The following is a 26205-nucleotide window of genomic DNA, read 5'->3' on the forward strand; positions in this document are numbered from 1 at the left end:
CTTTTTGTTTGGCAACTATGGATGGGATAGTTACAATTTTGTTCATTTTGATTATGTTTCTCATTAGCGATTAATCCCCAGTATACAGAATGACGAGGAAAAAGGCAAGAGAAATCTAACAAAAATTTAGATTTTCTAAAACTTTGTTAGAAATAAAACAAAGGAGGCTGCACTCAGAAAGAAACCTCTCTCTATGCAACCCCCTTTGTCTGGGTTCAAGTATACAATAGAAGCATGGTTTTATGCAAGCCATGCTTCTGAAAGTGAATGTTTTTCTCAAAAAACAATCATTTCTTAAAATACGACAACCAGCAGCATCTTAAACTGCTCCTGACCATACACAGCATGCGGATGCTTGGCCGGCATAACGATGGACTCGCCTTCATGCAGCTCGTAAGCTTTGCCGTCGATGGTGATGCGGCCGACGCCGTCCAGGCAGGTAACGAAGGCATCACCGCCAGACTCGTGGGTGCTGATTTCCTCGTCCTTGTCGAAGGCGAAGAGGGTAACGCTTAACGCGTCATTCTGGGCAAGGGTCTTGCTGACTACCTGGCCTTTCTGGTAAGCAACTTCCTCTTTTAAGGTGAGAACCTCGGATTTGCTGATATTCTTAATAAAGCTCATGATGGAACCTCCTTGGTGTTTAAAATCTGCTTTTATTATAAACAGAAATGGAAAGAAAATCCGTTGTCTGGACAACAATTCAGTTTTTTAACAGCTTCGGATCCATCCGGCGGATGTAGGGCTCCAGGGTAAAGCGGTCTACCAGCGCGGTGGTGGTTCCCTGGCGGGTGGTACTGAGTCCAGCCGCGTATGTGGCAATTTTAGCTGCGGAGATCAGGTCATAGTCATACAGCAGGTAGGAAACCAGGGTGGCAATGAAGGCGTCACCGGCTCCGGAGCTGTCAACAGAAATCACATCAATAGCCGGAAGGGAACAGGAAAAATCATCGGTGCAAATGTAGCAGCCTTTGGCACCCTGAGTGACAATGACGATCTGAATGCCTTGGGAGAGAAGGTATCTGGCTTTCTCTTCCATGGATTCTTTGCCCGGGCAGATTTCATTTAACTCCTCCAGGTTCGGAACGATGATGTCGGTCAGCTTCAGGAGTCTGGTGGGAAGAAATGAGCAGGCACTGGGCTTGAGTACTGTGGTGACACCATGCTTTCTGGCCAGTTCCGCAGCCTTCATGATGGCATCCAGCGGAATCTCTGTCTGGATCATGCAGTAGCTGGCATTGGTAAAGAGCCGTTCGCTGTTTGCGATATCTTCCGCTGTGGTGGAGTTATTGGCACCGGACATGATGGAAATCATGGAATCACCGTCTTCCTGTACAAAAATGTAGGCCTGTCCGGTTTTCTGTCCCTTGCTGCGCCGGATTCCAAAGGTGTCAACCTGATAGCCTTTGGCATATTCGTATAAGAGATCCGCATCCGCATCATCCCCAACGCATCCGATGGCACAGACATTGTGACCGAGCTTGGCGGCTCCGATGGCTTCATTGATACATTTTCCGCCAGGATGAACAGCGGATGTGGGCGCGGTTACGGTTTTGCCGGTGTGGGGCAGTTCCTTGAAATTCATGTAGTTATCGATATTGATACTGCCAAGGGAAATGATTTTCTTCAGCCTGGAGTTGTATGGGATATCGATGGATAACGTGTTGGCCAGCTCCAGCGGAAAATCCGGTGAGAGGGTTCCATCCTTTTTCTCAATGGTCTGGATCAGGCGGAGGGTCAGGTAGCGGCTGAATTCAAAATGCGGGATGGTCAGCGTAGAAATCGGCGGGTAATCCTGGATCAGGCGCTCTGTGTCTTTCAGGGAAACCAGGGAAAGATCATAAGGGATGGAATAGTGCAGGGTGCTGACGGCCTGAAACAGCCGCACGGCCGTTGCGTAATGGGAGACAACAATGCCGCTGAACAGATGGTTGGCCATTTTGCTGATGGGAAGTCCGTCTTCAATGGAAAAAACAAACTGGTCTTTCAGGGAAATATTGTGCTCCAGCAGGCACTGACGGTAGCCCTGGAAAAATCCGGAGGTTCGGTTTCCCTTGCTGAGCAGGCAGGCAATCTCTGTGTGTCTGGCCTGGATCAGCGCTTCCGTTGCCAGGTATCCCATTTTCTGGTAGTCCAGATTTATGGCATCCGGTGTGTCTGCGTTTGTCAGGAAAAAAGGAATGCCGGCCCGCCGGATGTATTCGGCGGCCTCCAGGCTTTCCGGTGATACCGGCTCCCACAGGATGCCATCTACATGCAGATTGATCAGGGCCATGATATTTTTCACTTCCTGTTCCGGGGAAAGCGCGCTTTCATGAAAAATAACCGAGTATCCCTCCTCGCGCGCCGCACCCAGAATACCGCTGGTGGAAAGGGTATATTCCGAGGTGTTCCGGAAGATCACGCCGATGCACAGGCTTTTGACAGAAGCAGAGGTGATGACGGACGCGTAGGGCTTGTAGTGATATTCCTTTGCAATCTTCAGAACATGTTCCCGGGTTTCCGCACTGATGCTGCTGTCTTTGTTGTTCATGATCTTGGAAACAGTGGAAGCGGAAACACCAGCAAGCTTTGCAATTTCGTTAATTGTCATAATGAAAAATACCTCAAAATTCTAAAAAGTAAAAGATTGTGAATTTATTGTACAATAAAACCGGGAAAAAGCAAAGAAAATTATAGGTTTTGAATAAATGATATTGACACGAAAAAGAAGATGTGGTATGTTATGGATAACGAAAACGATTTCCGAAACAATTTTCCTGTCAGATAGCACTAACAAAATGACCGAAGAAAAATAAGGACTGTGAAAAGTGGATATAAATGGACCGCAAACCATTTAAAATTTTTCAGTGAAGTCGTGCAAACGAAAGGAGAGGGAACTATTATGATGAAAAAAACAGTGTCATTGCTTATGGCGGCAACGCTTGCAGTAGGTATGCTTGCAGGCTGCGGCGGACAGAAGAGCGCAGAGACTTCTGCCAGTGCGGCAGGAGCTTCCGAACCGGCAGCCGTTGAGGAACCGGAAAAGAACGAAAGCACAAACTACAAAAAAGAAATCCGTATCGGTACGCTGGCTGACCTGACTGTGAAAAACCGCTATGCAGGCACCGCAACCGTGACCACACAGACCTGTAACTCTACTTTTAATGGCCTGGTAAGCGTCGGAACAGATGGGGAAGCTGCTCCGGAGCTGGCTACAGAGTGGAGCAGCAACGACGATTCCACGGAATGGACCTTTAAGCTTCGTGAGGGCGTTAAGTTCCATGACGGCAGCGACTTCACCGCAGAGGATGTCAAGTTCACCTGGGAATACGCATCCACCACAGAGAATGACGGCATCACACAGCCGATCACCGGTGTCAGCATGGTAGACGAGGTCGTAGTAGACGATCCGTACACCGTAACCTTCAAGCTGAACACAAGCTCTGCTGACTGGCTGTACTACGCAGCACAGGATATCATCTGCAAGAACGCCATTGAGACCAAGGGCTTTGAAGAGGGCAGCGCCATCGGTACCGGCCCATACTACTTTGACAATCTGGAATCCGGTGTTTCATGGACCATCCGCCGTTTTGAAGATTACTGGGGTGAGAAACCAGTGACCGAGGCTATCACCTTCGTAGTTATCACAGACGCAAGCGCAAGAGCACTGGCACTTCAGTCCGGTGACATTGACGCAATGTACGACGGCAACCCGTCTGATATCGTAAACATGATGAACGACGGCAATTACAACGTATACAAGGCAGACAACATTCAGGTTGTATATGCCGGCTTCAACGCTCTGACCGAGAACGGCTCCAATAAGATCGTCCGTCAGGCAGTAGCTATGGCAGTAAACCGTGACGATATTGTAAACGCATGCTATGAGAACGGAAACTGCGGCGTGGCAGCAGAAAACTTCATCAGTACCGTAGCAGCGGGCTATGCACCGGTAGAGGCTTACCAGTATGATCCGGAAGGCGCAAAGAAACTCTTGGAAGACAACGGACTTTCCGGTCTTACCTTAAAGCTTTACACCTTCGCAAAATACATCCCGGTAGCAGAGGTTATGCAGGCAAACCTGGCACAGGCCGGCATCAACCTGGAGATTACCGAGTATGCACAGACCGGCTTCACCAAGGCTATCAAAGAGGATAACAAATACGATCTGGCAATCAACTGTACTTCCCAGTACGGCGGCATCATGACCGTTATGGTTGAGTACCTGATGACCAACGCAGCAAGATCCTTCATGAACTACTCCAACCCGGAGTTTGATGCAAAGCTGACTGACGCATTAGCAAGCCCGAACTACGAAGAAATGCTTACAAAGTATGCAGACCTTCAGCAGTATGTTGCAGAAGAAGTACCGGGCGTGCCGATCTGCATGGCGAACCTGTTCTGCATCGGAACCAAGAACTTCTACGGTGTAAACCTGAACGCTCAGGCAGTCGATGTAGATTTCACCAACTGCTATGTAATCGAATAACGAAGACACATTTGACAGAATGAATAACAGGGCTGTCGCTGGAATCACAGCGGTGGCCCTGTGCTATAAGAGGAGCTGACTATGTTAAAATATGTTTTAAAACGTATTGTGATGATTATTCCTGTAGTTCTGGCGGTTTCATTCATTGTATTTTTCATCATGGATTTTGTCCCGTCAGACCCGGCGGTTACGGTGCTTGGAGACGGTGCTACAGAACAGCAGATTGAGTATTACCGTGAAACCCATGGCTTAAACGATCCGCTTCCGGTCCGCTATGTCCGTTACATGGCCGGAATCGCGAAAGGTGATCTTGGCACCAGCTACGCCCAGAACCGTCCGGTATGGGATATCTTCTTTGAAAAATTCCCAAATACCTTTAAGCTGGCCATCGCGTCGGTTATCGTTACAGTACTCTTGTCCATTCCGCTTGGTATTCTGGCGGCGGTAAAGAACAATACCTGGATCGATACCATATGTTCGACACTGTCCTTTGTGGGACTGGCCATGCCGAACTTCTGGCTTGGCCTGCTGCTCATCATCCTGTTTTCCGTAAACCTGCACTGGCTGCCTTCCACCGGAGCGGTCGGATTTAAGAGCCTGATCCTTCCGGCCATTACCTGCGGTACCGGCAACATGGCGGCGCTGACCCGTATCACCCGTTCCTCCATGCTGGATGTACTTCGCCAGGACTACCTGAGAACGGCCCGGGCCAAAGGCCAGAGTGAGGGAATGATCATTACCCATCACGCGTTCAAGAATGCCCAGATCCCGGTGGTAACCCAGGTCGGCATCCAGATGTCTACCCTGCTTGGCGGAGCAGTCCTTACTGAGAGAGTATTCGCATGGCCGGGCGTGGGAGCGTTCCTGGTAGACTCCATTCAGAAGAGTGACTTTGAGGTGGTAACCGGTTTCGTTATCATGCTGGCTATTTTTGTATCCATTATCCTGCTGATCGTTGATGTAGTTTACGCATTTCTGGATCCCAGAATCAAAGCGCAGTATTCTAAAGGTTGAGGTGGCTTATGAGCAGTTCAAAAGAAAAATCAAGTGTAAAACAGAACCGGATGCTGGAGGTGTGGAAGCAGTTCAGACGCAACAGGGGTGCGATGATTGGCCTGGTTGTGCTGATCTTCCTGATCCTGATTGCGGTTTTTGCAGATGTAATATGGGATTATGATACGGATATCACTGCCATGCAGGTCGGTGACCGGTTATTGAAGCCGTGTCTGGCTCATCCGTTTGGAACCGATAACTATGGCCGGGATATGCTGGCGAGAATCGGATACGGAACCAGATATTCCCTGGCTATTGGTTTTGCCTCTGTATTTATGGGAAGTGCGGTAGGTGTTCCTCTGGGGGCATTAGCCGGTTATATCGGCGGAAAATTCGATACCATTCTGATGAGATTTATTGATACCTTTACCATCATTCCAAGCCTTCTGATGACCATCATCCTGGTATCGGTACTCGGAACCAACCTGTTCAACCTGATGCTGGCTCTCTCCATCAGTACGATGCCGGTCATGACACGTATTACCAGAGCTTCTGTTATGGTAACCAGGAATAACGACTATGTGGAATCAGCCCGTGCGATCGGTGCACCTGTCCATGTCATTCTGCTACAGCATGTTCTGCCGAACTGTTTCTCTCCGATTCTGGTGCAGGCCACGCTGAGAGTGGGAACCTCCATTATCTCCGCAGCAGGACTCAGCTACATTGGACTGGGCGTGCCGCTTCCGACTCCGGAGTGGGGCGCACTGTTAAGCGCATCCAAGTCATTCATCATCAATGCGCAGCATATGTGCCTGTTTCCGGGTCTGGCAATTATGATCACAGTTATGGTAATTAACCTGGTAGGCGACGGTCTGAGAGATGCACTGGACCCGAAATTGAAACGATAAGGCGGGGTGAAAAGAATGTTTGGCAGAAAGAGAAAAGGCGATAGCGGACTCGACAAAATACGTGAAACTACAGATCTGGCGGTTGACGTGGAGAATCTGGTTGTAAAATATGTTACCTCCGAAGAGACTGTGGAGGCGGTCAACTCCATTGATCTGAAACTGAAACGAAAAAGAACCCTGGGACTGGTAGGTGAGACCGGCGCCGGCAAAACGACAGCCATGCTGGCTCTGATGAATATGGTTCCCTCCCCTCCTGGCGTGATCACAGAGGGCTCCATCAAAGTAAACGGACTGGATATGCGTAAGCTTACTCCGGCACAGCTTCAGGCCGTGCGCGGAAGTGAGATCGCCATGATCTTCCAGGATCCCATGACTTCCTTAAATCCAGTTCTTACCGTAGGCGACCAGATTGCGGAAAGTATCTCTCTCCACCGCAATCTTTCCAAGGTCGAGGTAAAGCAGGAGGTAGGAAAGCTGCTTGCGAAGGTAGGCATTGACCCAAGACGGGCATCGGAGTATCCGCATCAGTTTTCCGGCGGTATGCGCCAGAGAGTAGACATTGCGATTGCTCTGGCCTGCAACCCGACTGTGCTGATTGCTGATGAGCCGACTTCCGCACTGGATGTTACCATTCAGGCCCAGATCCTGCAGATGATGCGCCAGTTAAAGGAAGAAAACGATACCTCCATGATCCTGATCACCCATGACCTTGGCGTTGTGGCAGAGATGTGCGATGATGTGGCAGTTATGTATGCCGGACATATTGTGGAATACGGTACGCTGGAAGAGGTATTCAACCATACAAAGCATCCGTATACAGAGGGCTTGTTTGTATCATTGCCGAATATTCACAAACGTGTGGAAAAGCTGCATCCGATCCAGGGCCTGATGCCGGATCCGTCCAATCTGCCGAAGGGCTGCGCGTTTGCGGAACGGTGTCCATACGCGACAGACGCGTGCTGGGAAAAAGCGCCGGAAACCTTTACGTTTTCCGAGACACACAGAGTTGCGTGCAGCGCATACAGAAATCCTGAGTTCAGAATTAGGAGGAACGGGTAATGGCAGATAATATTCTTGAAGTACGAAATCTGAAGAAATACTTTACAACCCACAAGGGAAACGTTCATGCGGTAGATAATGTCAGCTTTACCCTGGAACGGGGAAAAACACTGGGAATCGTGGGCGAGTCCGGCTGTGGAAAATCTACCACGGGCAGAACGATTTTACGGCTGATCGAGCCGACTTCCGGTGAGGTGTATTTTGAGGGAAAGGACATCAGTAAGCTCTCTAATAAAGAAATGACAAAGCTGCGTAAAGATATGCAGATCATTTTCCAGGATCCCTTCTCTTCCCTGGATCCCCGCATGACCGTCAGCCAGCTGATTGCAGAGCCTCTGAAGTATCATCCGATCCTGAAAGCAAAGAATAAAAAGGAACTTGAAAAAGAGACGGAAGAAACTGTTCTGGAGCTGATGCGGACGGTAGGACTGGCCGAGCGTCTTTACAACGCATATCCTCATGAGCTGGACGGCGGACGCAGACAGAGAATCGGAATTGCGAGAGCCCTTGCGCTGCAGCCAAAGCTGATTGTATGCGATGAGCCGGTATCCGCGCTGGATGTGTCTATTCAGGCGCAGATCTTAAACCTGCTGCAGGATCTTCAGAAGGAGCGCGGACTGACCTATATTTTCATTACCCATAACCTGTCTGTAGTAAATCATATCGCGGACGAAATCGCGGTTATGTATCTGGGAAGTGTTGTGGAGAAAGCACCGGTGGAGGAGCTGTTCGAGAATCCGCTCCATCCCTACACGAAAGCGCTGCTGTCAGTTATTCCGATCCCGGAAATTCACGAGGTGAAAAAGGAACTGGCCATTCAGGGCGAGGTGGTATCCCCAATCAATCTTCCGGATGAATGCCGGTTTTATAAGAGATGTCCGGTCCGCTGCGATGCCTGCAGACAGGGAGTACCGGCACTGCGGGAGGTAAGTCCGGGTCATTTTGTAGCCTGTGCGAAATGTCAGCAGGCTCCTGCGGGACAGTGCTGAAAACAGAATCGTATGAGGCAGGAGGTAGATGCATGAGATTTGTCAATTTTGGTTCTTTGAACATTGACTATACATTTGGGGTTGATAAGATTGTCTGCGCAGGTCAGACTATCTCATCAGTCTCCGAACAGAGATTTCCGGGAGGAAAGGGACTGAATCAGAGCCTGGCAGCGGCTCGGGCCGGCTGCGAGCTGTATCACGCAGGTTTGATCGGTGATGACGGCGGTTTCTTAAAAGAACTGCTGCAGGAGGCCGATGTGGACTGCCGGTTTTTGAAAGAGGTATCAGGCGGAACCGGAAAAGCGTTTATTCAGGTAGAGGCATCCGGCCAGAACTGTATTGTCCTGAGCGGAGGAGCCAATCAGAAGAACACGGAGGCATACTGCGACGAAGTATTAAATTATTTTGGCAGGGGTGACTATCTGCTTCTTCAGAATGAGGTAAACTGCCTGAGCTATCTGATTGATAAGGCTTATGAGAAGGGTATGAAAATTGTCCTGAATCCGTCTCCGATGGATGAAAAAATCCTGGCCTGTGACCTGAGCAAGATCTCTGTATTCATTATGAATGAGGATGAGGGCAGCCGCATTTCCGGGGAAACAACACCGGAAAAGATTCTGGATAAAATGGAAACACTGTATCCGGAGGCGGAGGTAGTACTGACCCTGGGAGAAAAGGGCTGTGCTTACTCTTACAAAAAACAGCGGATTTATCAGAAGAGCTATCCGGTGTCCGCAGTGGATACAACAGGAGCAGGTGATACGTTTACCGGATATTACCTTGCGTGCAGCCTGGAAAATATGAATATCAGGGACTGCCTGGAATATGCTTCCCGGGCCGCGGCCATTGCAGTGACCCGAAAGGGAGCAGCCTCCGCAATTCCGTGGAGACAGGAAGTGGAAGCTTTTAAAGAAAAAGCGGCAGTCTGAAGCAGGACAGAGAGGACAGACACATGGATGAGAAATTAAGAAGGGAACGGCTGACGGTTCCCACGGGGAAAATCCGTCTGGTGATCGATACGGACGCAAAGAATGAGGTGGATGACCAGTTCGCAATTGCCTGGGCGCTACGCTCGCCGGAGCGTTTTCAGGTTGAGGCGGTTTACGCAGCTCCGTTTTCCCATACTGTTTTCCGGCATAATATCGGAGATCTGGATTTTGCGGTTCAGGAGGATCCGGCGGAAGGAATGGAGCAAAGTTACCAGGAAATCCGGAAGATCTTTCAGCTACTGGATGAGAATCCGGACGGAAGAGTATTCCGCGGAGCGACCGGCTATCTGAATGAAAAGCGGGACCCAGTTATGAGTGATGCAGTGCGCGACCTGATTGAGCGCGGTATGAGCAGTGATGAGCCGCTTTATGTGGCATCGATCGGGGCCTGCACCAATGTGGCTTCCGCGCTTCTGGCAGAGCCGCGTCTGGCGGACCACATTGTTGTGATCTGGCTTGGCGGTCAGCCGCTGTATTTTGACCATGGCTATGAGTTCAATATGGGCCAGGAAATTCGCGGGGCACAGCATCTGTTCAACTGCGGAGTTCCCCTTGTGTGGGTACCCTGCATGAATGTGGCTTCCCTGCTGACCTTTTCCGATGATGAGGCCCGGTGCAAGCTAAACGGAAAGAGCCGGATCGGCACATATCTGACGGACATTGTGCTGGATCAGTTTACCAATCTGGAAAAGGCGGTTAACCGCGGGAAGATGCACCGCACGCTTCAGCTAAAGGGCCGGGAAGACCAGCCGGAAGAATATTTTGCCGGATTTGAGACAAAGCATGTGGCGTGGTCCAGAACCATCTGGGATATTTCCACCATTGCGTTTCTGAAGAATCCGGGATGGATCCAGTCCACGCGCGTGCCCTCGCCGGTTCTCGGTGATGACTGTCGCTGGGTAAAGAATGCGGATATGACCGGCCGTCACGAAATAAGAGTGGCAAATTACTGTCAGAGAGATCTGATTTTCGGAGATCTTGTGTCCTGTTTGGATCATGACTGATAAAAGTACCGGGAACGGTTTCTTTTGCCTTGGTTGACGCAGGCTTTCCTTTGTACTAAAATAGAATAAAATTTAACAACATATTTCAGGAGCACAAACTGGTGGATAAGAAATAGCTTGCAATTGAAAAACACAAAGAGTGGAAAGGTAAGATCGAGGTCATCTCCCGTGCGAAGGTGACAACTCCGGAGGAACTTTCCATCGCCTATACTCCGGGTGTTGCAGAGCCGTGCCTGCTGATCGCGGAGGATGAGTCTCTGGCGTACGATTACACCAGCAAGGGCAACCTGGTAGCTGTTATCACGGACGGAACCGCGGTTCTGGGACTTGGAGATATTGGGCCGTCTGCAGGAATGCCGGTTATGGAGGGAAAATGTGCTCTGTTTAAAGAGTTTGCAGGCGTAGACGCGTTCCCGCTGTGCGTAGATTCCAAGGATGTGGATACCATCGTCAATACCATTGCGCTGATCTCCAAGAGCTTCGGCGGCATCAACCTGGAGGACATTGCGGCTCCGAGATGTTTTGAGATCGAGAAAAAACTGAAAGAGCGCTGTGATATCCCGGTATTCCACGATGACCAGCACGGTACCGCCATCGTAGTTGGCGCGGCACTCCTGAACGCGGTAAAGGTGACCGGCAAGAAGATGGGCGAACTGAGAGTCGTCATCAACGGCGCAGGTGCTGCAGGCGTGGCAATCGGCAAGCAGCTCATTGCCATGGGATTCGGAAACATCATTATGTGCGATATCAACGGCATCATCTGCGAAGGTGATGAGAACTTAAACTCCGGCCAGGAGGAAATCTCTCACATCAGCAACTTAAACAAAGAACACGGAAAACTGGCAGACGCGTTAAAGGGAGCAGACATCTTTGTCGGTGTTTCCAGACCGCATCTGGTTACCAAAGAGATGGTAGCCACCATGAACAACGGTATCGTATTCGCCATGGCAAATCCGGTTCCGGAGATCATGCCAGATGAGGCAAAGGCAGGCGGCGCAGCAGTGGTTGGAACCGGCCGTTCTGATTATCCGAACCAGATCAACAACATACTGGTATTCCCGGGACTTTTCAAAGGTGTCCTTGCTGTGCGGGCAAAAGATATCACTGAGAACATGAAGATCGCGGCGGCTCATGCCATCGCAGCAGTCATTCCGGAAGAAGAACTGACCCCAGAGTATGTCATCCCGTCCTCTTTTGACAAGCGCGTAGCTCTGGCTGTAGCAAATGCAGTGGCAAAAGCGGCAGTGGAGGAAGGTATCAACCGTGTGCCATATGAGGAGATCAAATAAAGGCATAAGAAAAATCTATAGGGCCATATAAAAAACTTATATTTAAGATAAGAAGAAAGTTATTTGACCTGAAAATCGTTAAAACCGTCACATTTTTTGGATGTGGCGGTTTTTTTGGTATAAATGTGCACCAAACTGGCAAGTATGACAATTTTTATCAGTTATTTTTGTTGAAATGTTCGATAAAAAAATGACAGAAATGTTTGTGATGTGCAAGATTCACCATTTTTTAACGAACCAACTATTCATAATGGACAAAATCAAAAAGTTTGGGTATAATAGTTTGTACATGCAAAATGCAAAGAGAGGTGGATATGGTGCATTATAAGAAAAGCGTATTCCGCAGCCTGGCTATGGTGACACAGCTTGGCTTTAGTGTGCTGACTCCGGTTCTTTTATGCGTTTACACAGGTTATCTGGTGGATTCCCATTTTGGGACGAAGCTTATGGTACCGATGCTGATTCTGGGTGTGCTGGCTGGCGGACGCTGCGGCTGGGTCATGGCGAAGAATACTCTGATGCAGGAGCAGAAAGAGGATGAGCGCTTACGACAGCAGCAGAGTGCCGGGCAGGCACGAAGCGGAATCAGCAAACCAAAACAGCCGAGCCGTATTTTTCATGAAGACAGCAAAGGAGGCAGGTAACGATGGAGTGGCTGAGTAAGTCAACAAAACGGCTGCTTGCTGAGATGTCAGCAGGAATCCTTTTTTACAATGTGATTCTGATCATCCTTGCGGTCCTGCTTCTTCCACGGATTTCCTATCCGGTGGTCCCGGTAGTTCTGGGACTCATCGTGGGAGCAGTGGGAGCCATCTGCATGCTGATCCATATGGCGGTGACGACCGAGCGGGTACTGGACAGCGGAAGCGAAAGCTATGCAAACAAATATACCGTAGCGCAGAGTATGCTGCGCAAGCTGGTACTGGTTGCGGCTTTCCTGATCTGCTGGAAAGTCTTAAAGATCGATCTTCTGGCAGCGGTGATCGGAACCATGGGCATGAAAGCAGGCGCATACCTGCAGCCACTGGTTCACAGAATTTCCGGTGGAAAAGAACCGGAAGCTTCTGCGCAGGCAGATACTTCCGACAATGACCGGCCGGGGATATCATGAGAGAAAGGAGGAACCGTGAATGGGAATGCTGATATCCAATGAGCCTGACTTTATGATACACGGGGTATTAAAATACCAGTTATTCGGTCAGGACTTCTGGATCACAACAACGACCATAGGCATGTGGATCATCACAGCGCTCATCCTGATTCTTGCGGTACTGGCAAACCGGACTTTGAAAAAAGCGACGGATCAGCCGGGAACATTTCAGAATGTGCTTGAGATGGCCTACGAGGCACTGCAGGGCATGACATCAGGAATCCTGGGAGGCAACGCAAGACGTTTCATCAACTACATCGGAACGATCTTCGTATTCATCCTCTTTTGTAACCTGAGCGGCCTGTTAGGACTTCGTGCTCCGACAGCCGACTATGGCGTTACTTTCCTGCTTGGTATGTTTACGTTCTTCATTGTAAACTACCAGGGCATCAAGAACAGGGGTGTAAGACATTTTACCAGCCTGTTTGAGCCGACCCCGATCTTATTCCCGATTAACTTAATCGGTGAGATCGCAAACCCGATTTCCATTTCCCTGCGTCTGTTCGCAAACCTGCTGTCAGGCGTTATCATTATGGGATTATGGTACGGCATGATGCCGATCTTTACCAACATCGGTATTCCGGCGGCACTTCATGTTTACTGTGATGTATTCTCCGGTGCGATTCAGACATACGTATTCTGTATGCTGACCATGGTTTATATTAACGATAAGATGGAATAAGCCAAGCCATGCTCCGATGAAACAGACAGCGTAGGCTGGGAATGCTTGCATTCACACGCCGAAGCAGGATGGTTCAGAGGAATAGGGCGCAGCCCGACACCGAGATGAAGCGAAGCGGAATCGAGGTGGGCATAGCCAGAAAAGCGCAGAATCATCACACTTCAACAGGATTCAATTTAATTTATATTTAGGAGGACTTAACTATGAATGGTATCTCAGGACAGGACTTTATCTTTGGTTGTTCCGCAATCGGCGCTGGTCTGGCAATGATCGCCGGTATCGGACCTGGTGTAGGACAGGGTATCGCAGCTGGTCACGGTGCATCTGCAGTTGGCCGTAACCCGGGCGCTAAATCCGACATCACTTCCACCATGCTTCTTGGTCAGGCAGTAGCAGAGACCACCGGTCTGTACGGTCTGGTTGTAGCTATCATCCTGATGTTCGTTAAGCCGTTCGGCGCATAAAGAACGGAACGTTGCGGAGACGCAGCGATTATTAACGAAAGGAGGCGTAAGACTTGGACAGACTGATAGGATTTGATCCGCAGCTTCTGCATGACGCAGTGCTGACCGGTATCAACATCTTCATTTTATTCTTTGCATTGTCCTATCTGCTTTTCAATCCGGTGCGCGACGTGCTGGAAAAGAGAAAACAGAAGATTGCCGGCGAGCTGGCGTCTGCTGCGGAAGACAAATCTTCTGCAGAGGCTATGAAGGCTGAGTACGAGGCAAAATTAAGAGACGTGAACAAAGAAGCTGAGAGCATTCTGGAGACTGCACGGCGTAAAGCCAAAGCCCGTGAGGAGGAAATGCTCGATGAAGCCAAGGCCGAAGCAGCCAGAATCATTGAGCGGGCAAACCGCGAAGTTGAGCTGGAGAAGAAGAAAGCTCTCGATGACATGAAGCAGGAGATCGTAGACATCGCCGCATTCATGGCAGAGAAGGTTGTTGGAAACTCCATCGATGTTAAGATTCAGGATGCTTTGATTGATGAGACTTTGAAGGAAATGGGTGAACATACATGGCAAAGCTAGTTTCAAAGGTGTACGGCGATGCATTGTTTGAGACAGCCATGGAAAAAGAGCTTGTGGATATCCTCTACGAGGAAACCTCTGCTCTGCTCCCCATTTTACAGGCCAACCCGGAGCTCTTTTCCGTTCTCGGAAACCCGCAGATCGTAAAAGAAGAGAAGGTTGCCTTATTACATCAGGTCTTTTCCGGAAAGATTGCGGAGGAGCTGATGGGCTTCTTGAGCATCATTGTTGAGAAAGACAGACAGAACGAGATAATCTCGATTCTGGAATATTTCATCCAGAGGGTGAAGGAATTCAAAAAGATCGGAGCTGCTTATGTGACCAGCGCAGTGGAGCTGGGCGCGGAGCAGAAGGCCGCTTTGGAAAAAAGACTGCTTGAGACCACCGGTTATGTGCAGTTTGAAATGCACTACGATGTGGACGCGTCCCTCCTCGGGGGCATGGTCATCCGCATCGGAGACCGCGTAGTGGACAGCAGCATCAAGACAAGGCTTTACGAGCTGAAGAAGGAGTTATCCGCGCTTCAGCTGGCATAATAAGTCGGAAAGGAACAGACAATGAATTTGAGACCAGAAGAAATCAGTTCGGTAATCAAAGAACAGATTGCAAAGTATTCTACCAAACTGGAAGTCTCTGATGTCGGCACCGTTATCACGGTTGCGGACGGTATCGCTCGAGTTCATGGACTGGAGAAAGCCATGCAGGGTGAGCTTCTGGAATTCCCGGGAGAGGTATACGGCATGGTCCAGAACCTGGAGGAAGACAACGTAGGTGTCGTTCTCTTAGGTGATACCAGGAACATCAGTGAGGGAGATATCGTTAAGACAACCGGCCGCGTGGTTGAGGTCCCGGTAGGCGATGCCATGACCGGACGAGTTGTCAACGCGTTAGGTATGCCGATTGACGGCAAGGGCCCGATCGAGACTGACAAATTCCGCCGTGTTGAGCGTGTTGCTCACGGCGTAATCGAAAGAAAATCTGTAGACACCCCGTTACAGACCGGTATCAAGGCAATTGACGCCATGATTCCGATTGGCCGCGGACAGCGAGAGCTGATCATCGGTGACCGTCAGACCGGTAAGACCGCCATCGCGATCGATACCATCATCAACCAGAAGGGTCAGGGCGTTCACTGTATCTACGTTGCAATCGGTCAGAAAGCATCTACCGTTGCCAACATTGTAAGAACCTTAGAGGAGTTCGGCGCTATGGACTACACCACCATCGTAGTTTCCACGGCATCCGACCTGGCTCCGTTACAGTACATCGCACCATATTCCGGATGTGCGATCGGTGAGGAGTGGATGGAAAACGGAGAGGACGTACTGGTAGTCTATGATGACTTGACCAAGCACGCTGCCGCTTACCGTACCCTGTCCCTTCTTCTGAAGAGACCGCCGGGACGTGAGGCTTATCCGGGCGACGTATTCTACCTGCACTCCAGACTGCTGGAGCGCGCATCCCGTCTGTCGGATGACTTAGGCGGCGGTTCCTTAACCGCTCTGCCGATCATCGAGACGCAGGCGGGCGATGTATCCGCATACATCCCGACCAACGTAATTTCCATTACCGATGGTCAGATCTACCTTGAGACTGAGATGTTCAACTCCGGCTTCCGTCCGGCTATCAACGCTGGTTTGTCCGTATCCCGAGTAGGCGGCGCGGCACAGATCAAGGCAATCAAGAAGATTGCAGCGCCGATCCGTGTGGAACTGGCACAGTACCGCGAGCTGGCAAGCTTCGCCCAGTTCGGCTCCGAGCTGGATGCAGCAACCACCGAGCAGCTGGCACAGGGCGAGCGCATCCGTGAAGTCTTAAAACAGCCTCAGTACCAGCCGATGCCGGTTGAGTACCAGGTAATCATCATTTACGCAGCAACCAGAAAGCATCTTCTTGATATTCCGGTTGCAGATGTGCTGGCATTTGAGAAAGACTTATTCAAATACATTGACAGCAAGTACCCGGAGATCCCGGCAGCAATCCGCGATACCAAGGTTCTGTCCGAGGAGAACGAGGCTCTGCTTGTAAAAGCGATCAAAGAGTGCAAAGAGCAGCGCTAGATAAGGCAGGTGAACGATCATGGCATCGATGAGAGATATTAAACGCAGAAAAGCAAGTATCCAGAGCACCGGCCAGATTACCAAAGCCATGAAGCTGGTTTCTACAGTCAAGCTGCAGAAATCCAGACAGAAAGCAGAAGGCTCCAAGCCTTATTTCGACTTGATGTATGAGACGATCTCTTCCATGCTGAAAAAGTCAGGAACCATCGACCACAAATACCTGCGGGCAGGCAATACGGATGGAAAGGCGGTCATTGCGATCACTTCCAACCGCGGCCTTGCCGGCGGCTACAACAACAACATTGTCAAGCTCATCGCAGGAAATGAGGCGCTGACTCCGGAGAAGACCCGGGTTTACGCCATTGGCCGCAAGGGCCGTGACGGACTGGCTAAGAAGGGCTATGAGATTGCCGAGGATTATTCCGAGGTTATCGACGAGCCAGCCTACCAGGATGCAGCAGATCTCACAAAAGAGCTGTTAGCCGCATTCGGCCGTGGAGAGATCGGTGAGATCTATCTTGCATACACTTCCTTTAAGAACACCGTAGTTCATATTCCGAAGCTCATCAAGCTCCTTCCGTTTACCATGGAAGAGAGCAGCGAGAGCGAGACTTTGAAAGCCGAAGCCCTCATGAACTACGAGCCGAGCGAAGAAGAAGTGCTGGATATGATCATCCCGAAATATATGAGCAGTCTGATCTTTGGTGCGCTGCAGGAAGCAGTTGCCAGTGAAAATGGCGCGCGTATGACCGCCATGGATTCGGCAACCAACAATGCAGAAGAAATGCTGGGCAAGTTAGAGCTGCAGTACAACCGTGCGCGTCAGGGTTCCATTACCCAGGAGCTTACGGAGATCATTGCAGGCGCAAATGCGATCAATTAATCCGTTTTGGCAGGGCCTGGTGCTCTGCTGAAGCGATCGCGCTCCAAGGAGTGCATTCGAGAAAGAATTATGAAGGAGAAGCAAGATGGCAGAACAAAATACTGGTAAGATCACACAGATCATCGGTGCGGTCATGGATATCAAGTTCTCCCAGGGCAAGATTCCGGAAATCAACGAGGCAATCCGAGTTCCGCTGGAAGACGGCGGCAGCCTGACCGTTGAGGTTGCGCAGGATCTTGGTGACGATACCGTAAGATGTATCGCAATGGGAACCACCGATGGTCTGAGACGTGGTATGGACGCCATTGCAACCGGCGCGCCGATTTCCGTACCGGTTGGTGAGAATACGCTGGGCCGTATTTTCAATGTACTGGGCGAGCCGATTGACAATAAAGAAAAGCCACAGGTGGAAGAATACCTTCCAATCCACAGAAAAGCTCCTACCTTCGAGGAACAGTCTACCCAGACTGAGATCCTTGAGACCGGTATCAAAGTCGTAGACCTGCTCTGCCCTTATCAGAAGGGTGGTAAAATCGGTCTGTTCGGCGGTGCCGGTGTAGGTAAGACCGTCCTGATCCAGGAGCTGATTCGTAACATCGCTACCGAGCACGGCGGATATTCCGTATTCACCGGTGTAGGTGAGCGTACCCGTGAGGGTAATGACCTTTACTACGAGATGACCGAGTCTGGCGTTATCAATAAGACTACCATGGTATTCGGTCAGATGAACGAGCCGCCGGGAGCACGTATGAGAGTCGGCCTGACAGGCCTTACTATGGCTGAGTACTTCCGTGATAAAGGTGGTAAGGATGTCCTGTTATTCATCGACAACATCTTCCGTTTCACCCAGGCAGGTTCCGAGGTATCCGCTCTGCTTGGACGTATGCCGTCCGCAGTAGGTTACCAGCCGACTCTGCAGACAGAGATGGGTGCTCTTCAGGAGCGTATCACCTCTACCAAGAACGGTTCCATCACTTCCGTACAGGCAGTTTATGTGCCGGCCGATGACTTAACCGACCCGGCTCCGGCAAACACCTTCGCACATCTGGATGCAACCACGGTATTAAGCCGTGCCATCGTAGAGCAGGGTATTTACCCGGCAGTAGACCCGCTGGAGTCCACCTCCCGTATCCTCGACCCGCGTGTTGTAGGTGAGGAGCACTACAAGGTAGCCCGCGGCGTGCAGGAGGTTCTGCAGAAGTACAAAGAGCTGCAGGATATCATTGCCATGTTAGGTATGGATGAGCTTTCCGAGGAAGATAAGCTGACTGTATCCCGCGCACGTAAGATCCAGAGATTCTTATCCCAGCCGTTCTTCGTGGCAGGACAGTTTACCGGTCTGGAAGGCCGTTACGTACCGCTGAGCGAGACCATTCAGGGCTTCAAGGAGATCCTGGAAGGCAAGCATGATGACATTCCGGAGCAGTATTTCCTGAATGCAGGTAATATCGATGACGTTCTTGCCCGTGTGAAATAGGGGGTACGTCTATGGCTGATGGAATGAAATTAAAGGTTGTCACCCCGACCGGCGGTTTCTACGACGGAGAAGTCTCCATGGTAGAGCTGACTACCACCGAGGGTGAGATCGGTGTATACCCGAACCACATTCCGCTGACTGCTGTAGTAGCGCCTGGCGTTCTCAAAATCCATGAGGACGGCGGCGAGAAGGAAGCAGCACTGCTGTCCGGATTCATCACCATTCTGCCGGAGCAGGTTACTGTTATGGCAGAGGTGGTTGAGTGGCCGGATGAGATCGACTTTAGCCGTGCAGAAGAGGCACGTTCCCGCGCGGAGCGCCGCCTTGCAAGTCATGAAGCTGATCTGGATGCAGCGCGTGCGGAAGCAGCGCTGAAGCGCGCAATGGTGCGTTTGAAATTGAAACACTAAAGATAAAAGTCCCACAGAAAGCAGTATGCATGTGCTGTTTCTGTGGGACTTTTCTTTGCCGGATTCTACACGGTTTTCTTACTCGTATAAAAATCCCGGCTTATTGTAGATCAGAGCCATGAACTCTACATCCTCATTGGAATTATTTTCAATGCTGTGGAACTGTCCGACTTCGATGATGCAGCAGTCGCCAGGGCCAACCTTGGTGACGGACTTGTCGTTGTCGATGAAGTCAGCCTGTCCCTTTAAAATGTAGTACGGCTCGGTGTCATGTACGTGCTGGTGCCAGCCTACGCTTGCGCCCGGAGGAAGTACCACCCTCGCGTACATTCTGCCGTGACCTAAAAACTCTTCTTTGGAAATGATGTGATGAACGTAAGCCGTGCCCTTGCCGCCGCCTAAGTGTTCCACCGCAACTGTGTTTTCTTTGCGAACCATAATTTCAGCCTCCTTAGTCTGTAATACCGTGACTGTTCAATATTTTCCAGGTCACGTGTTATCAAAAGTATATCCCAAATTGAAACAAAATGAAATATAAAATTATGGAATATTACAGCCGCAGCATCCGGTATCCGACTCCGATATGGGTCTGGATCTGCTGGGGCGCGCCCGGAGCGGATTCCAGTTTTTTGCGGAGCGTTGCCATAAAGACCCGGAGAGAGGCTACATCGCTTTTAAAACTGCTCCCCCATACATGCTCGGTGATATAGGTGTGGGTCAGAACCTTTCCCACGTTGCGGGCCATCAGGCACAGAAGCTTGTACTCGGTAGGGGTCAGGGCCAGCGGCTCCTCGTTTAAGCAGGCGCATCCGGCAGAAAAATCAATCTTCAGAGGGCCGTTGACAAACACGGAATCCTGGGCGGACATGGTTTCCTGCATGAAGCTTAAGCGGCGCTGGGTCACGCGCAGGCGAGCCAGAAGCTCATCAACGGAAAAGGGCTTGGTCAGGTAATCATCGGCGCCATTGTCCAGAGCTTCAATCTTGTCGGTATCTTCGCTGCGGGCGCTGATGACGATAATGGGGGTCATGCTCCAGGTGCGGATCTGCCGGATGATGTTGATGCCGTCAATATCCGGAAGTCCAAGATCCAGCAGAATGATATCCGGATTGTGGGAAGATGCCTCGATCAGCGCGGTATCTCCGTTTGCAGCGGTCAGAAAGCGGTAATCGTGCAGCTTTAAGGTGGTGGTGATCAGGTTGCGGACGGGCGCATCGTCTTCCACAACCAGAATCAGCGGTTTATTCATGGATTGCTACCTCCTCGCAGGGTAATGTAAAGGTAAAGATACAGCCGGATGGCGTGTTGTCAGATACGGAAATTTCTCCGCCATGGGCCCGGATGATGGAGCGGCATAAGCAGAGCCCGAGACCAAGGCTTCGGCGGCTGTCCGCAATGCGGTTTGCGCCGGTATAGCACATATCAAAGACAAACGGCTTTGCCTCATCCGGAATGCCCGGACCGTCATCCGTGACACGGATCCGCACGTTGGATTCCAGCTTATCCGTCAGAATCTGGATCCGGCTGCCTTTTTGTGTGTATTTGATGGCATTGTCCACAAGGTTGATGATGACCTGCACAATGAGCCGGGCATCCATGCGGGCAAGCAGAAAATCATCCGTGCTTTCTGCTGTAATGCTATGTTCAACGCTTTGACGGCTGACATGACGGAGCGCTTCGGAAATGACCTCGCTGACCAGTTCGGTTTCCATGCGCAGGTTCATGCGTCCGTCTTCAATGCGGGTGACAGCCAGCAGATTTTCCACCAGATTGATCAGCCACATGGAGTCGTCGTAGATGTCCGCGTAGATCTGCAGCCGGGTGGCTTCGTCGATGGCGGAATGGTTGGAGAGCAGGTTGCTGGCATTGCCGGATATGGCAGTCAGCGGGGTGCGCAGATCATGGGAGATGGTACGCAGCAGATTGGCCCGGAGCCGTTCCTTTTCCATCAGAAGCGCTGCCTGCTCTTTTTCCCGGATATTCTGGCGGTTTTCCATGGCCAGGGCGCCCTCTCCCAGCATGGAAACCAGAACGCTGTATTCAAAGGAATCCATGGGATGCTCTCCGGCTTCCATGCCGGCAACTCCATAGACAGCATCCTGTACCCGGATGGCCAGATAATGGCACAGAGCATCCGGAAAGGTGTCGGTATAGGCACCGGCCCGTTTGTTGTGTGCCAGAACCCACAGGGCGGCCTCCTGTTCCCGGGGGCGGGTCAGAAATTCGGATTTTTCCGCAGAAGCAGAATCCGGGGAGAGGATGGGGGTTCCTAATGTCCCATGCTGAACCGGGTAAATGATGATGTGTTTTCCGAGTAATTTTTGAATCTGGGAAATCAGGGTATTCAGGATTGCTTCGTCGGTTTCTGCTTTTTGCAGAAGCTGGTTGGTGTCAAACAGGACCTTGGTGCGATAGGCCAGCTTGGCGGACTGGCGGGCGTGATCCTTTAGGCGGGTGGTCAGGGCACTGCTTAACAGGGCCACAACAAACATCACAATAAAGGTGACCGGATAATCCTTTCCGTACACATGAAAGGTGAAGCGCGGAGTGGTAAAAAAATAGTTAAAAACAATAACGCTGCAGGCAGAAGCCAGCAGACTGCAGCTCCATCCGGTCGTGGTGATGGAGGCCAGCAGGACTCCGAGGATATAAAGCGTGATGATGTTTGCCTCAGACAGTCCGGCCTGGTAGAAGAAGAGACCGGTCAGTGTCACGGAGATCAGAATGAAAATGGTACGCAGCAAATCTGTGGCCTGAATATGCCAGCCTGTGGACCGGAGATGCTTGTTGAGGTGGTAGCTGCTATGAACGGAGGCGGCATCCGGAATGATGTAGATATCCAGATTTGGCGCGATCTCAGTCAGCTTTTCTGTCAGGGACGGCTTGCTCCAGAGATGCCGCCGCCGGATATTGCTGCGGCCAAGGACAATTTTTGTAATATTGTTGAGGCGCGAAAATTCCGCGATCTGGTAGGAAACATCGTCACCGTATACGGTTTCGATGGAGGCTCCAAGCTGCTCGGCCAGACGCATGTGTTCTTTCAGACGGCTCTGATCTTCTTCGGACATGGCAGAATGATCCGGCGTCTGGACATAGAGCGCAGTCAGTGTGCCATGAAAAGCATCAGACATACGGGCACCCGTCTGCACGATCCTCAGGTTTGATGGCGCAGAAGAAAGACAGACAAGGATATGCTCCCTGGTCTGCCTTTCGGAATGATATGTTTCAGAAAAATTGTTATTCTGTATCATAATGCTGGATCCTTCCATATTCGGGCATGGTTTTTCTGATTTCCATCATAAAACGGATTCTTTCGCAAATCAATCGAAAGAATCATTTTCGTCCGGTATTTTTCGATCAGGATCCGGCCGCTGCTGTTCCATGCGCAGATTCCCTTTGCGCAGCCGGTCCAGAATCCGGTCAATCCGGCTCATAAGCAGATAGATGAAGGCAAAAAACAGGACGAGAAGAAGGATCAGAATCAGATTTCTCATAAGATCACCTCCAAAATCAGATCCGGAAACATTTCTGCAGATCGCGGTAGCGGCCAAGGACCAGGATGGTATCTCCTGCGCAAAAACTGGTCTGCGGCGTAACCGAATACTCAATTTTGCCATTATGGCGCACTCCGATGATGTTGATGCCATACTGCTTCCGGATGTCGATCTGCGCGACACTCATGCCAATCCACTGGTCAGGCAGATCGACTTCAAACAGATCATGATCTCCGTCGAGATCAACAAAATCCCGGATGTGGTCAGAGCTGCAGCGAATGGCGGTCCACTTGGCCAGCTGTTTTTCCGGGTAGACGACTTCATCCGCACCGTTGCGCAGCAGAAACTTGGCATGGACATCTCTGGCAGCCCGGGAGACAACCAGTCTGGCTCCCAGCTCCTTTAAGAGCGATGTAGTTTCCAGAGAGCTTTGAAAGTCAGTTCCGATGGCAACAATGCAGACATCGAAATTGCGTACGCCCAGGGAAGAAAGAAAATCCTCCGAGGTGCTGTCACCAATCTGAGCGCTGGTCAGGAAAGGAAGAGCTTCGTTGACACGCACCTCATTATGATCGACTGCCATCACCTGGTGCCCCAGGGAATGCAGCTCCATGGCAATATGTTTTCCAAAACGGCCGAGGCCAATCAGTAAAATTGATTTCATGATCTTGCTCCTTTACGTGTTATCCTACAGTGATTTTTTCCAGCGGATATTTGCCAAACCGGATCCGGTGTCCGGACAATGCGGCGTAGATTAAAGTCAGTCCTCCGACTCTTCCCAGATACATCAGAATGATCAGGATGATCCGGGAGATACTTCCGAGTCCGGGAGTAATGCCGAAGCTGAGACCGACCGTGCCTACCGCTGAGGCTGTTTCAAACATACATGCCATCATGGGAAGCTCCTCTATGCGGCTGATGAGAAATGCGCCGGTCAGACAGAGACAGAGATACATCATCAGGATGGAGGCAGCATTTGCTACAGTTTCCGGGGCAATCCGGCGCTTAAACAGCTCCGGGTTTTCGTTCCGCCGAAAGACAGATACGGCAGTGGAGGTAAGAACTGCGACGGTAGTGGTTTTCATGCCTCCTGCTGTAGAACCGGGGCTTCCGCCGATGAGCATCAGAATAATGGTCAGTATCTGGCCGGATTCAGTGAGTTTACTGAAGTCTGCTGTGTTAAAACCGGCAGTTCGTGGAGTTACTGACTGAAACAAGGATAACAGGATCCTGGTTCCAAAGCCTCCCTGTCGGAATTCTCCGAAATAGAAATAGAGGGCCGGCAACAGGATCAGGATGGCCGTGGTGGTTAAGATGACCTTGCTCTGCATCCGGTAACGGCTGAAATGCAGATGGTTACTGCGGATATCTTCCCAGGTCAGAAAGCCGATTCCGCCGATGATGATAAGTGCCATGATGACCAGATTGACCAGTGGGTTTGCGGCATAAAGTGTGAGGGAAGAAAAGGGAATACGGATCCCCATCAGGTCGATCCCTGCGTTGCAGAATGCGGAAATGGAATGAAACAAAGCCATCCAGAGTCCGCGGACGGGGCCAAAGTCTCTGCAAAATACAGGGGCCAGCAGAGCGGCGCCGGACAGCTCGATCAGGAACGTGGCCCGGATGATAAAGCCGGTCAGGCGCACAATGCCGCTCATCTTTGGTGCGGCCACGGCTTCCTGCATGGTACTGCGCTGCATCAGACCGATCTTGCGTCCGGAAACAATGGTGACTGCCGCAGCGACAGTTACGACTCCCATGCCGCCGATCTGGATCAGCACCAGGATCACAGCCTGACCGAAAACGGACCAGTAGGTACCGGTATCCACCACGATCAGACCCGTCACGCAGACAGAGGTGGTGGAGGTGAATAATGCACTTAAAAACGGAGTAACGCAGTGGGTGGCGGAGGAAACCGGCAGCATTAAAAGAAGTGCACCGGCCAGAATGACCCCGGCAAATCCCAGGACAATGATCTGAAAAGAATTTAATGGTTTTATGGAAAATGGTTTCATGGATACAGCTCCAATCTTCTGTCGGGTAGTGATACCGCTGTTTTTGTTAGTTCCATTATAGAAAAAAAGAGTTAAAGAGGGCACAAAGGTATTTTGCCCGGTATTAAGACGGTATAAAGATTCCTGATTCTGTTTTTTTGCATCGTAATAGAAAATAGTAAAAATAAATAGTAAATAATAGTAAAAACATGCTATAATGGTAAAAGAAAATAGTAAACAAAAATAGTAAATTTAATGGGAAATGGAGGAAAACCATGCAGAATCCATATACATTAACATTCGGAAAGGAACCAATCGAATATATTAAGCGAATTGCGGAAGAACGGCAGATTTTAGAGGATTTTCTGTCACCAAACCCTCCTCAGCAGGTGTATATGATTTCCGGAGTCCGTGGATGTGGAAAAACGGTGTTTATGACAGATATTTCCCAGGAGATAGGAAGAGATGAAGACTGGATTGTTGTTGATTTAAATCCATACAAGGCAGACCTGATGCAGGAGGCTGCAGCATATCTTAGCAGCATTCAGGGCCTGGCACAGATATTTCAGAAGGCAAAACTCAATTTTTCTTTATTTGGATTTGGTCTGGAAGTATCAGATGCGGCACCGATTGCGGATATTCAGGTCGCTTTGGAACGGATGATTGAGAACCTTGCGCAGCATCACAAAAAAATTTTATTTACGATTGATGAGGTGACCGCTTCTCCTCAGATCAAGGCATTTACCTTTGCTGTTCAGCAAATGCTGCGCAAAAATTCGCCTGTATTTTTACTGATGACGGGTCTGTATCAGAATATTTCGGATCTTCAAAACGAGAAGAATCTGACATTTTTGTACCGTGCGCCCAAAATTATTCTTTCTCCGCTGAACATAGGAGCCATGGCAGATAATTACCGGCAGAACATAAAGCTTACAGCCGATGCTGCCAGAGAGATGGCAAAACTCACGAAGGGTTATCCTTTTGCATTTCAGGTTGTTGGTTATTTTCTGTGGAAGGATTCAACGAATTTCACAAAGGTGATCAGTCAGTCAAGGCAATATCTGGAAGAACAGTCTTATGAAAAAATATGGTCAGAATTATCAGCAAAGGACCGTGAGCTTGCAGGTGCCATTGCGCAATGTCCGGGTGGAAGTATTCGTGAGATCAAAGAATTGCTTCATATAGAGCAAAATGAATTAAATCCGTACCGGAAAAGATTGATCCGGAAAGGAATTGCGGATGGCTCAGTGCGCGGCTACCTCACGTTTTCTCTGCCATTTTTTAATGATTTTGTATTGGACAATATTTGAGGTACACATT

The 26205-nt window shown here is 50.2% G+C and carries 27 protein-coding genes; 19 read left to right on the forward strand and 8 right to left on the reverse strand.

Going from position 1 to position 26205, the window contains the following annotated elements:
- Positions 1-294: 294 nt before the first annotated feature.
- Positions 295-624 carry a cupin domain-containing protein gene (locus DWY84_RS10685; protein ID WP_178716749.1) on the reverse strand — a complete coding sequence of 110 codons (330 nt, stop codon included), beginning with the start codon at positions 622-624 and terminating at the stop codon, positions 295-297.
- 79 nt (positions 625-703) lie between these two features.
- Complete coding sequence (locus tag DWY84_RS10690; protein ID WP_118533108.1) at positions 704-2593, reverse strand: PfkB family carbohydrate kinase; 1890 nt, start codon at positions 2591-2593, stop codon at positions 704-706.
- 291 nt (positions 2594-2884) lie between these two features.
- On the opposite strand from DWY84_RS10690, the gene DWY84_RS10695 reads away from it, so the two are divergent.
- The 18 genes from DWY84_RS10695 (at position 2885) to atpC (ending at position 19397) form a co-directional block, all read left to right on the forward strand.
- A complete protein-coding gene (locus DWY84_RS10695; protein ID WP_118533110.1) occupies positions 2885-4471 on the forward strand; it encodes an ABC transporter substrate-binding protein in 1587 nt (528 codons plus the stop codon).
- Positions 4472-4552: 81 nt separating this feature from the next.
- Positions 4553-5485, forward strand: coding sequence for an ABC transporter permease (locus tag DWY84_RS10700; protein WP_118533112.1), 933 nt, complete (start codon positions 4553-4555; stop codon positions 5483-5485).
- 8 nt (positions 5486-5493) lie between these two features.
- Positions 5494-6372 carry an ABC transporter permease gene (locus DWY84_RS10705; RefSeq protein WP_118533114.1) on the forward strand — a complete coding sequence of 293 codons (879 nt, stop codon included), beginning with the start codon at positions 5494-5496 and terminating at the stop codon, positions 6370-6372.
- A 15-nt stretch (positions 6373-6387) separates the two neighbouring features.
- A complete protein-coding gene (locus DWY84_RS10710) occupies positions 6388-7431 on the forward strand; it encodes an ABC transporter ATP-binding protein (protein ID WP_118533116.1) in 1044 nt (347 codons plus the stop codon).
- Positions 7431-8420: an ABC transporter ATP-binding protein gene (locus DWY84_RS10715; protein WP_118533118.1), complete on the forward strand. Its 990-nt coding sequence runs from the start codon at positions 7431-7433 to the stop codon at positions 8418-8420. Before DWY84_RS10710 ends, DWY84_RS10715 begins: the two co-directional genes overlap by 1 nt.
- A gap of 32 nt (positions 8421-8452) precedes the next feature.
- Positions 8453-9349 carry a ribokinase gene (locus DWY84_RS10720; protein WP_118533120.1) on the forward strand — a complete coding sequence of 299 codons (897 nt, stop codon included), beginning with the start codon at positions 8453-8455 and terminating at the stop codon, positions 9347-9349.
- 23 nt (positions 9350-9372) lie between these two features.
- Positions 9373-10413 (forward strand): nucleoside hydrolase, encoded by a 1041-nt coding sequence (locus tag DWY84_RS10725; protein WP_118533122.1) that lies wholly within the window; start codon positions 9373-9375, stop codon positions 10411-10413.
- A gap of 122 nt (positions 10414-10535) precedes the next feature.
- Positions 10536-11702, forward strand: a complete 1167-nt coding sequence (locus DWY84_RS10730; RefSeq protein ID WP_118533124.1) for an NADP-dependent malic enzyme — start codon at positions 10536-10538, stop codon at positions 11700-11702.
- A 314-nt stretch (positions 11703-12016) separates the two neighbouring features.
- A complete protein-coding gene (locus tag DWY84_RS10735) occupies positions 12017-12346 on the forward strand; it encodes an AtpZ/AtpI family protein (RefSeq protein ID WP_178716753.1) in 330 nt (109 codons plus the stop codon).
- A 2-nt stretch (positions 12347-12348) separates the two neighbouring features.
- Positions 12349-12813 carry a hypothetical protein gene (locus tag DWY84_RS10740; RefSeq protein ID WP_118533128.1) on the forward strand — a complete coding sequence of 155 codons (465 nt, stop codon included), beginning with the start codon at positions 12349-12351 and terminating at the stop codon, positions 12811-12813.
- 19 nt (positions 12814-12832) lie between these two features.
- Positions 12833-13534: a F0F1 ATP synthase subunit A gene (atpB, locus tag DWY84_RS10745; RefSeq protein WP_118533130.1), complete on the forward strand. Its 702-nt coding sequence runs from the start codon at positions 12833-12835 to the stop codon at positions 13532-13534.
- Between the two features lie 203 nt (positions 13535-13737).
- Complete coding sequence (gene atpE, locus DWY84_RS10750; protein WP_118533132.1) at positions 13738-13998, forward strand: ATP synthase F0 subunit C; 261 nt, start codon at positions 13738-13740, stop codon at positions 13996-13998.
- A 53-nt stretch (positions 13999-14051) separates the two neighbouring features.
- Complete coding sequence (gene atpF / locus DWY84_RS10755) at positions 14052-14567, forward strand: F0F1 ATP synthase subunit B (protein WP_118533134.1); 516 nt, start codon at positions 14052-14054, stop codon at positions 14565-14567.
- Positions 14555-15103: an ATP synthase F1 subunit delta gene (gene atpH, locus DWY84_RS10760; protein ID WP_118533136.1), complete on the forward strand. Its 549-nt coding sequence runs from the start codon at positions 14555-14557 to the stop codon at positions 15101-15103. The genes atpF and atpH overlap by 13 nt, the downstream gene beginning before the upstream one ends.
- A 21-nt stretch (positions 15104-15124) precedes the next feature.
- Positions 15125-16627, forward strand: a complete 1503-nt coding sequence (gene atpA, locus DWY84_RS10765; protein WP_118533138.1) for a F0F1 ATP synthase subunit alpha — start codon at positions 15125-15127, stop codon at positions 16625-16627.
- A 19-nt stretch (positions 16628-16646) separates the two neighbouring features.
- The gene (gene atpG / locus DWY84_RS10770; protein ID WP_118533140.1) at positions 16647-17510 is read left to right on the forward strand and encodes an ATP synthase F1 subunit gamma; all 864 of its coding nucleotides are present in this window, start codon (positions 16647-16649) and stop codon (positions 17508-17510) included.
- A gap of 85 nt (positions 17511-17595) precedes the next feature.
- Positions 17596-18987: a F0F1 ATP synthase subunit beta gene (atpD, locus tag DWY84_RS10775; RefSeq protein ID WP_118533142.1), complete on the forward strand. Its 1392-nt coding sequence runs from the start codon at positions 17596-17598 to the stop codon at positions 18985-18987.
- Positions 18988-18998: 11 nt separating this feature from the next.
- Positions 18999-19397, forward strand: a complete 399-nt coding sequence (atpC, locus tag DWY84_RS10780; RefSeq protein WP_118533144.1) for an ATP synthase F1 subunit epsilon — start codon at positions 18999-19001, stop codon at positions 19395-19397.
- Positions 19398-19475: 78 nt separating this feature from the next.
- Here atpC and DWY84_RS10785 read toward each other — a convergent pair whose 3' ends face one another.
- The 6 genes from DWY84_RS10785 to DWY84_RS10805 form a co-directional block, all read right to left on the reverse strand.
- The gene (locus DWY84_RS10785; protein ID WP_118533146.1) at positions 19476-19835 is read right to left on the reverse strand and encodes a cupin domain-containing protein; all 360 of its coding nucleotides are present in this window, start codon (positions 19833-19835) and stop codon (positions 19476-19478) included.
- 112 nt (positions 19836-19947) lie between these two features.
- Positions 19948-20646 (reverse strand): response regulator transcription factor, encoded by a 699-nt coding sequence (locus tag DWY84_RS10790; protein ID WP_118533148.1) that lies wholly within the window; start codon positions 20644-20646, stop codon positions 19948-19950.
- The gene (locus DWY84_RS10795) at positions 20639-22528 is read right to left on the reverse strand and encodes a DUF4118 domain-containing protein (protein WP_178716755.1); all 1890 of its coding nucleotides are present in this window, start codon (positions 22526-22528) and stop codon (positions 20639-20641) included. Before DWY84_RS10795 ends, DWY84_RS10790 begins: the two co-directional genes overlap by 8 nt.
- A 189-nt stretch (positions 22529-22717) precedes the next feature.
- Positions 22718-22891 carry a hypothetical protein gene (locus tag DWY84_RS17420; protein ID WP_178716757.1) on the reverse strand — a complete coding sequence of 58 codons (174 nt, stop codon included), beginning with the start codon at positions 22889-22891 and terminating at the stop codon, positions 22718-22720.
- A gap of 16 nt (positions 22892-22907) precedes the next feature.
- Positions 22908-23555, reverse strand: a complete 648-nt coding sequence (locus tag DWY84_RS10800) for a TrkA family potassium uptake protein (RefSeq protein ID WP_118533152.1) — start codon at positions 23553-23555, stop codon at positions 22908-22910.
- 19 nt (positions 23556-23574) lie between these two features.
- Entirely contained in the window at positions 23575-24906 is a 1332-nt protein-coding gene (locus tag DWY84_RS10805; protein ID WP_118533154.1) for a potassium transporter TrkG, read from the reverse strand.
- A 254-nt stretch (positions 24907-25160) separates the two neighbouring features.
- Here DWY84_RS10805 and DWY84_RS10810 point away from each other — a divergent pair, with 254 nt between their 5' ends.
- Positions 25161-26195, forward strand: coding sequence for an NB-ARC domain-containing protein (locus DWY84_RS10810; RefSeq protein WP_118533156.1), 1035 nt, complete (start codon positions 25161-25163; stop codon positions 26193-26195).
- The last annotated feature ends 10 nt before the right edge of the window (positions 26196-26205 follow it).

The organism is Clostridium sp. AF27-2AA (assembly GCF_003478505.1).
Lineage (GTDB): Bacteria > Bacillota > Clostridia > Lachnospirales > Lachnospiraceae > Brotaphodocola.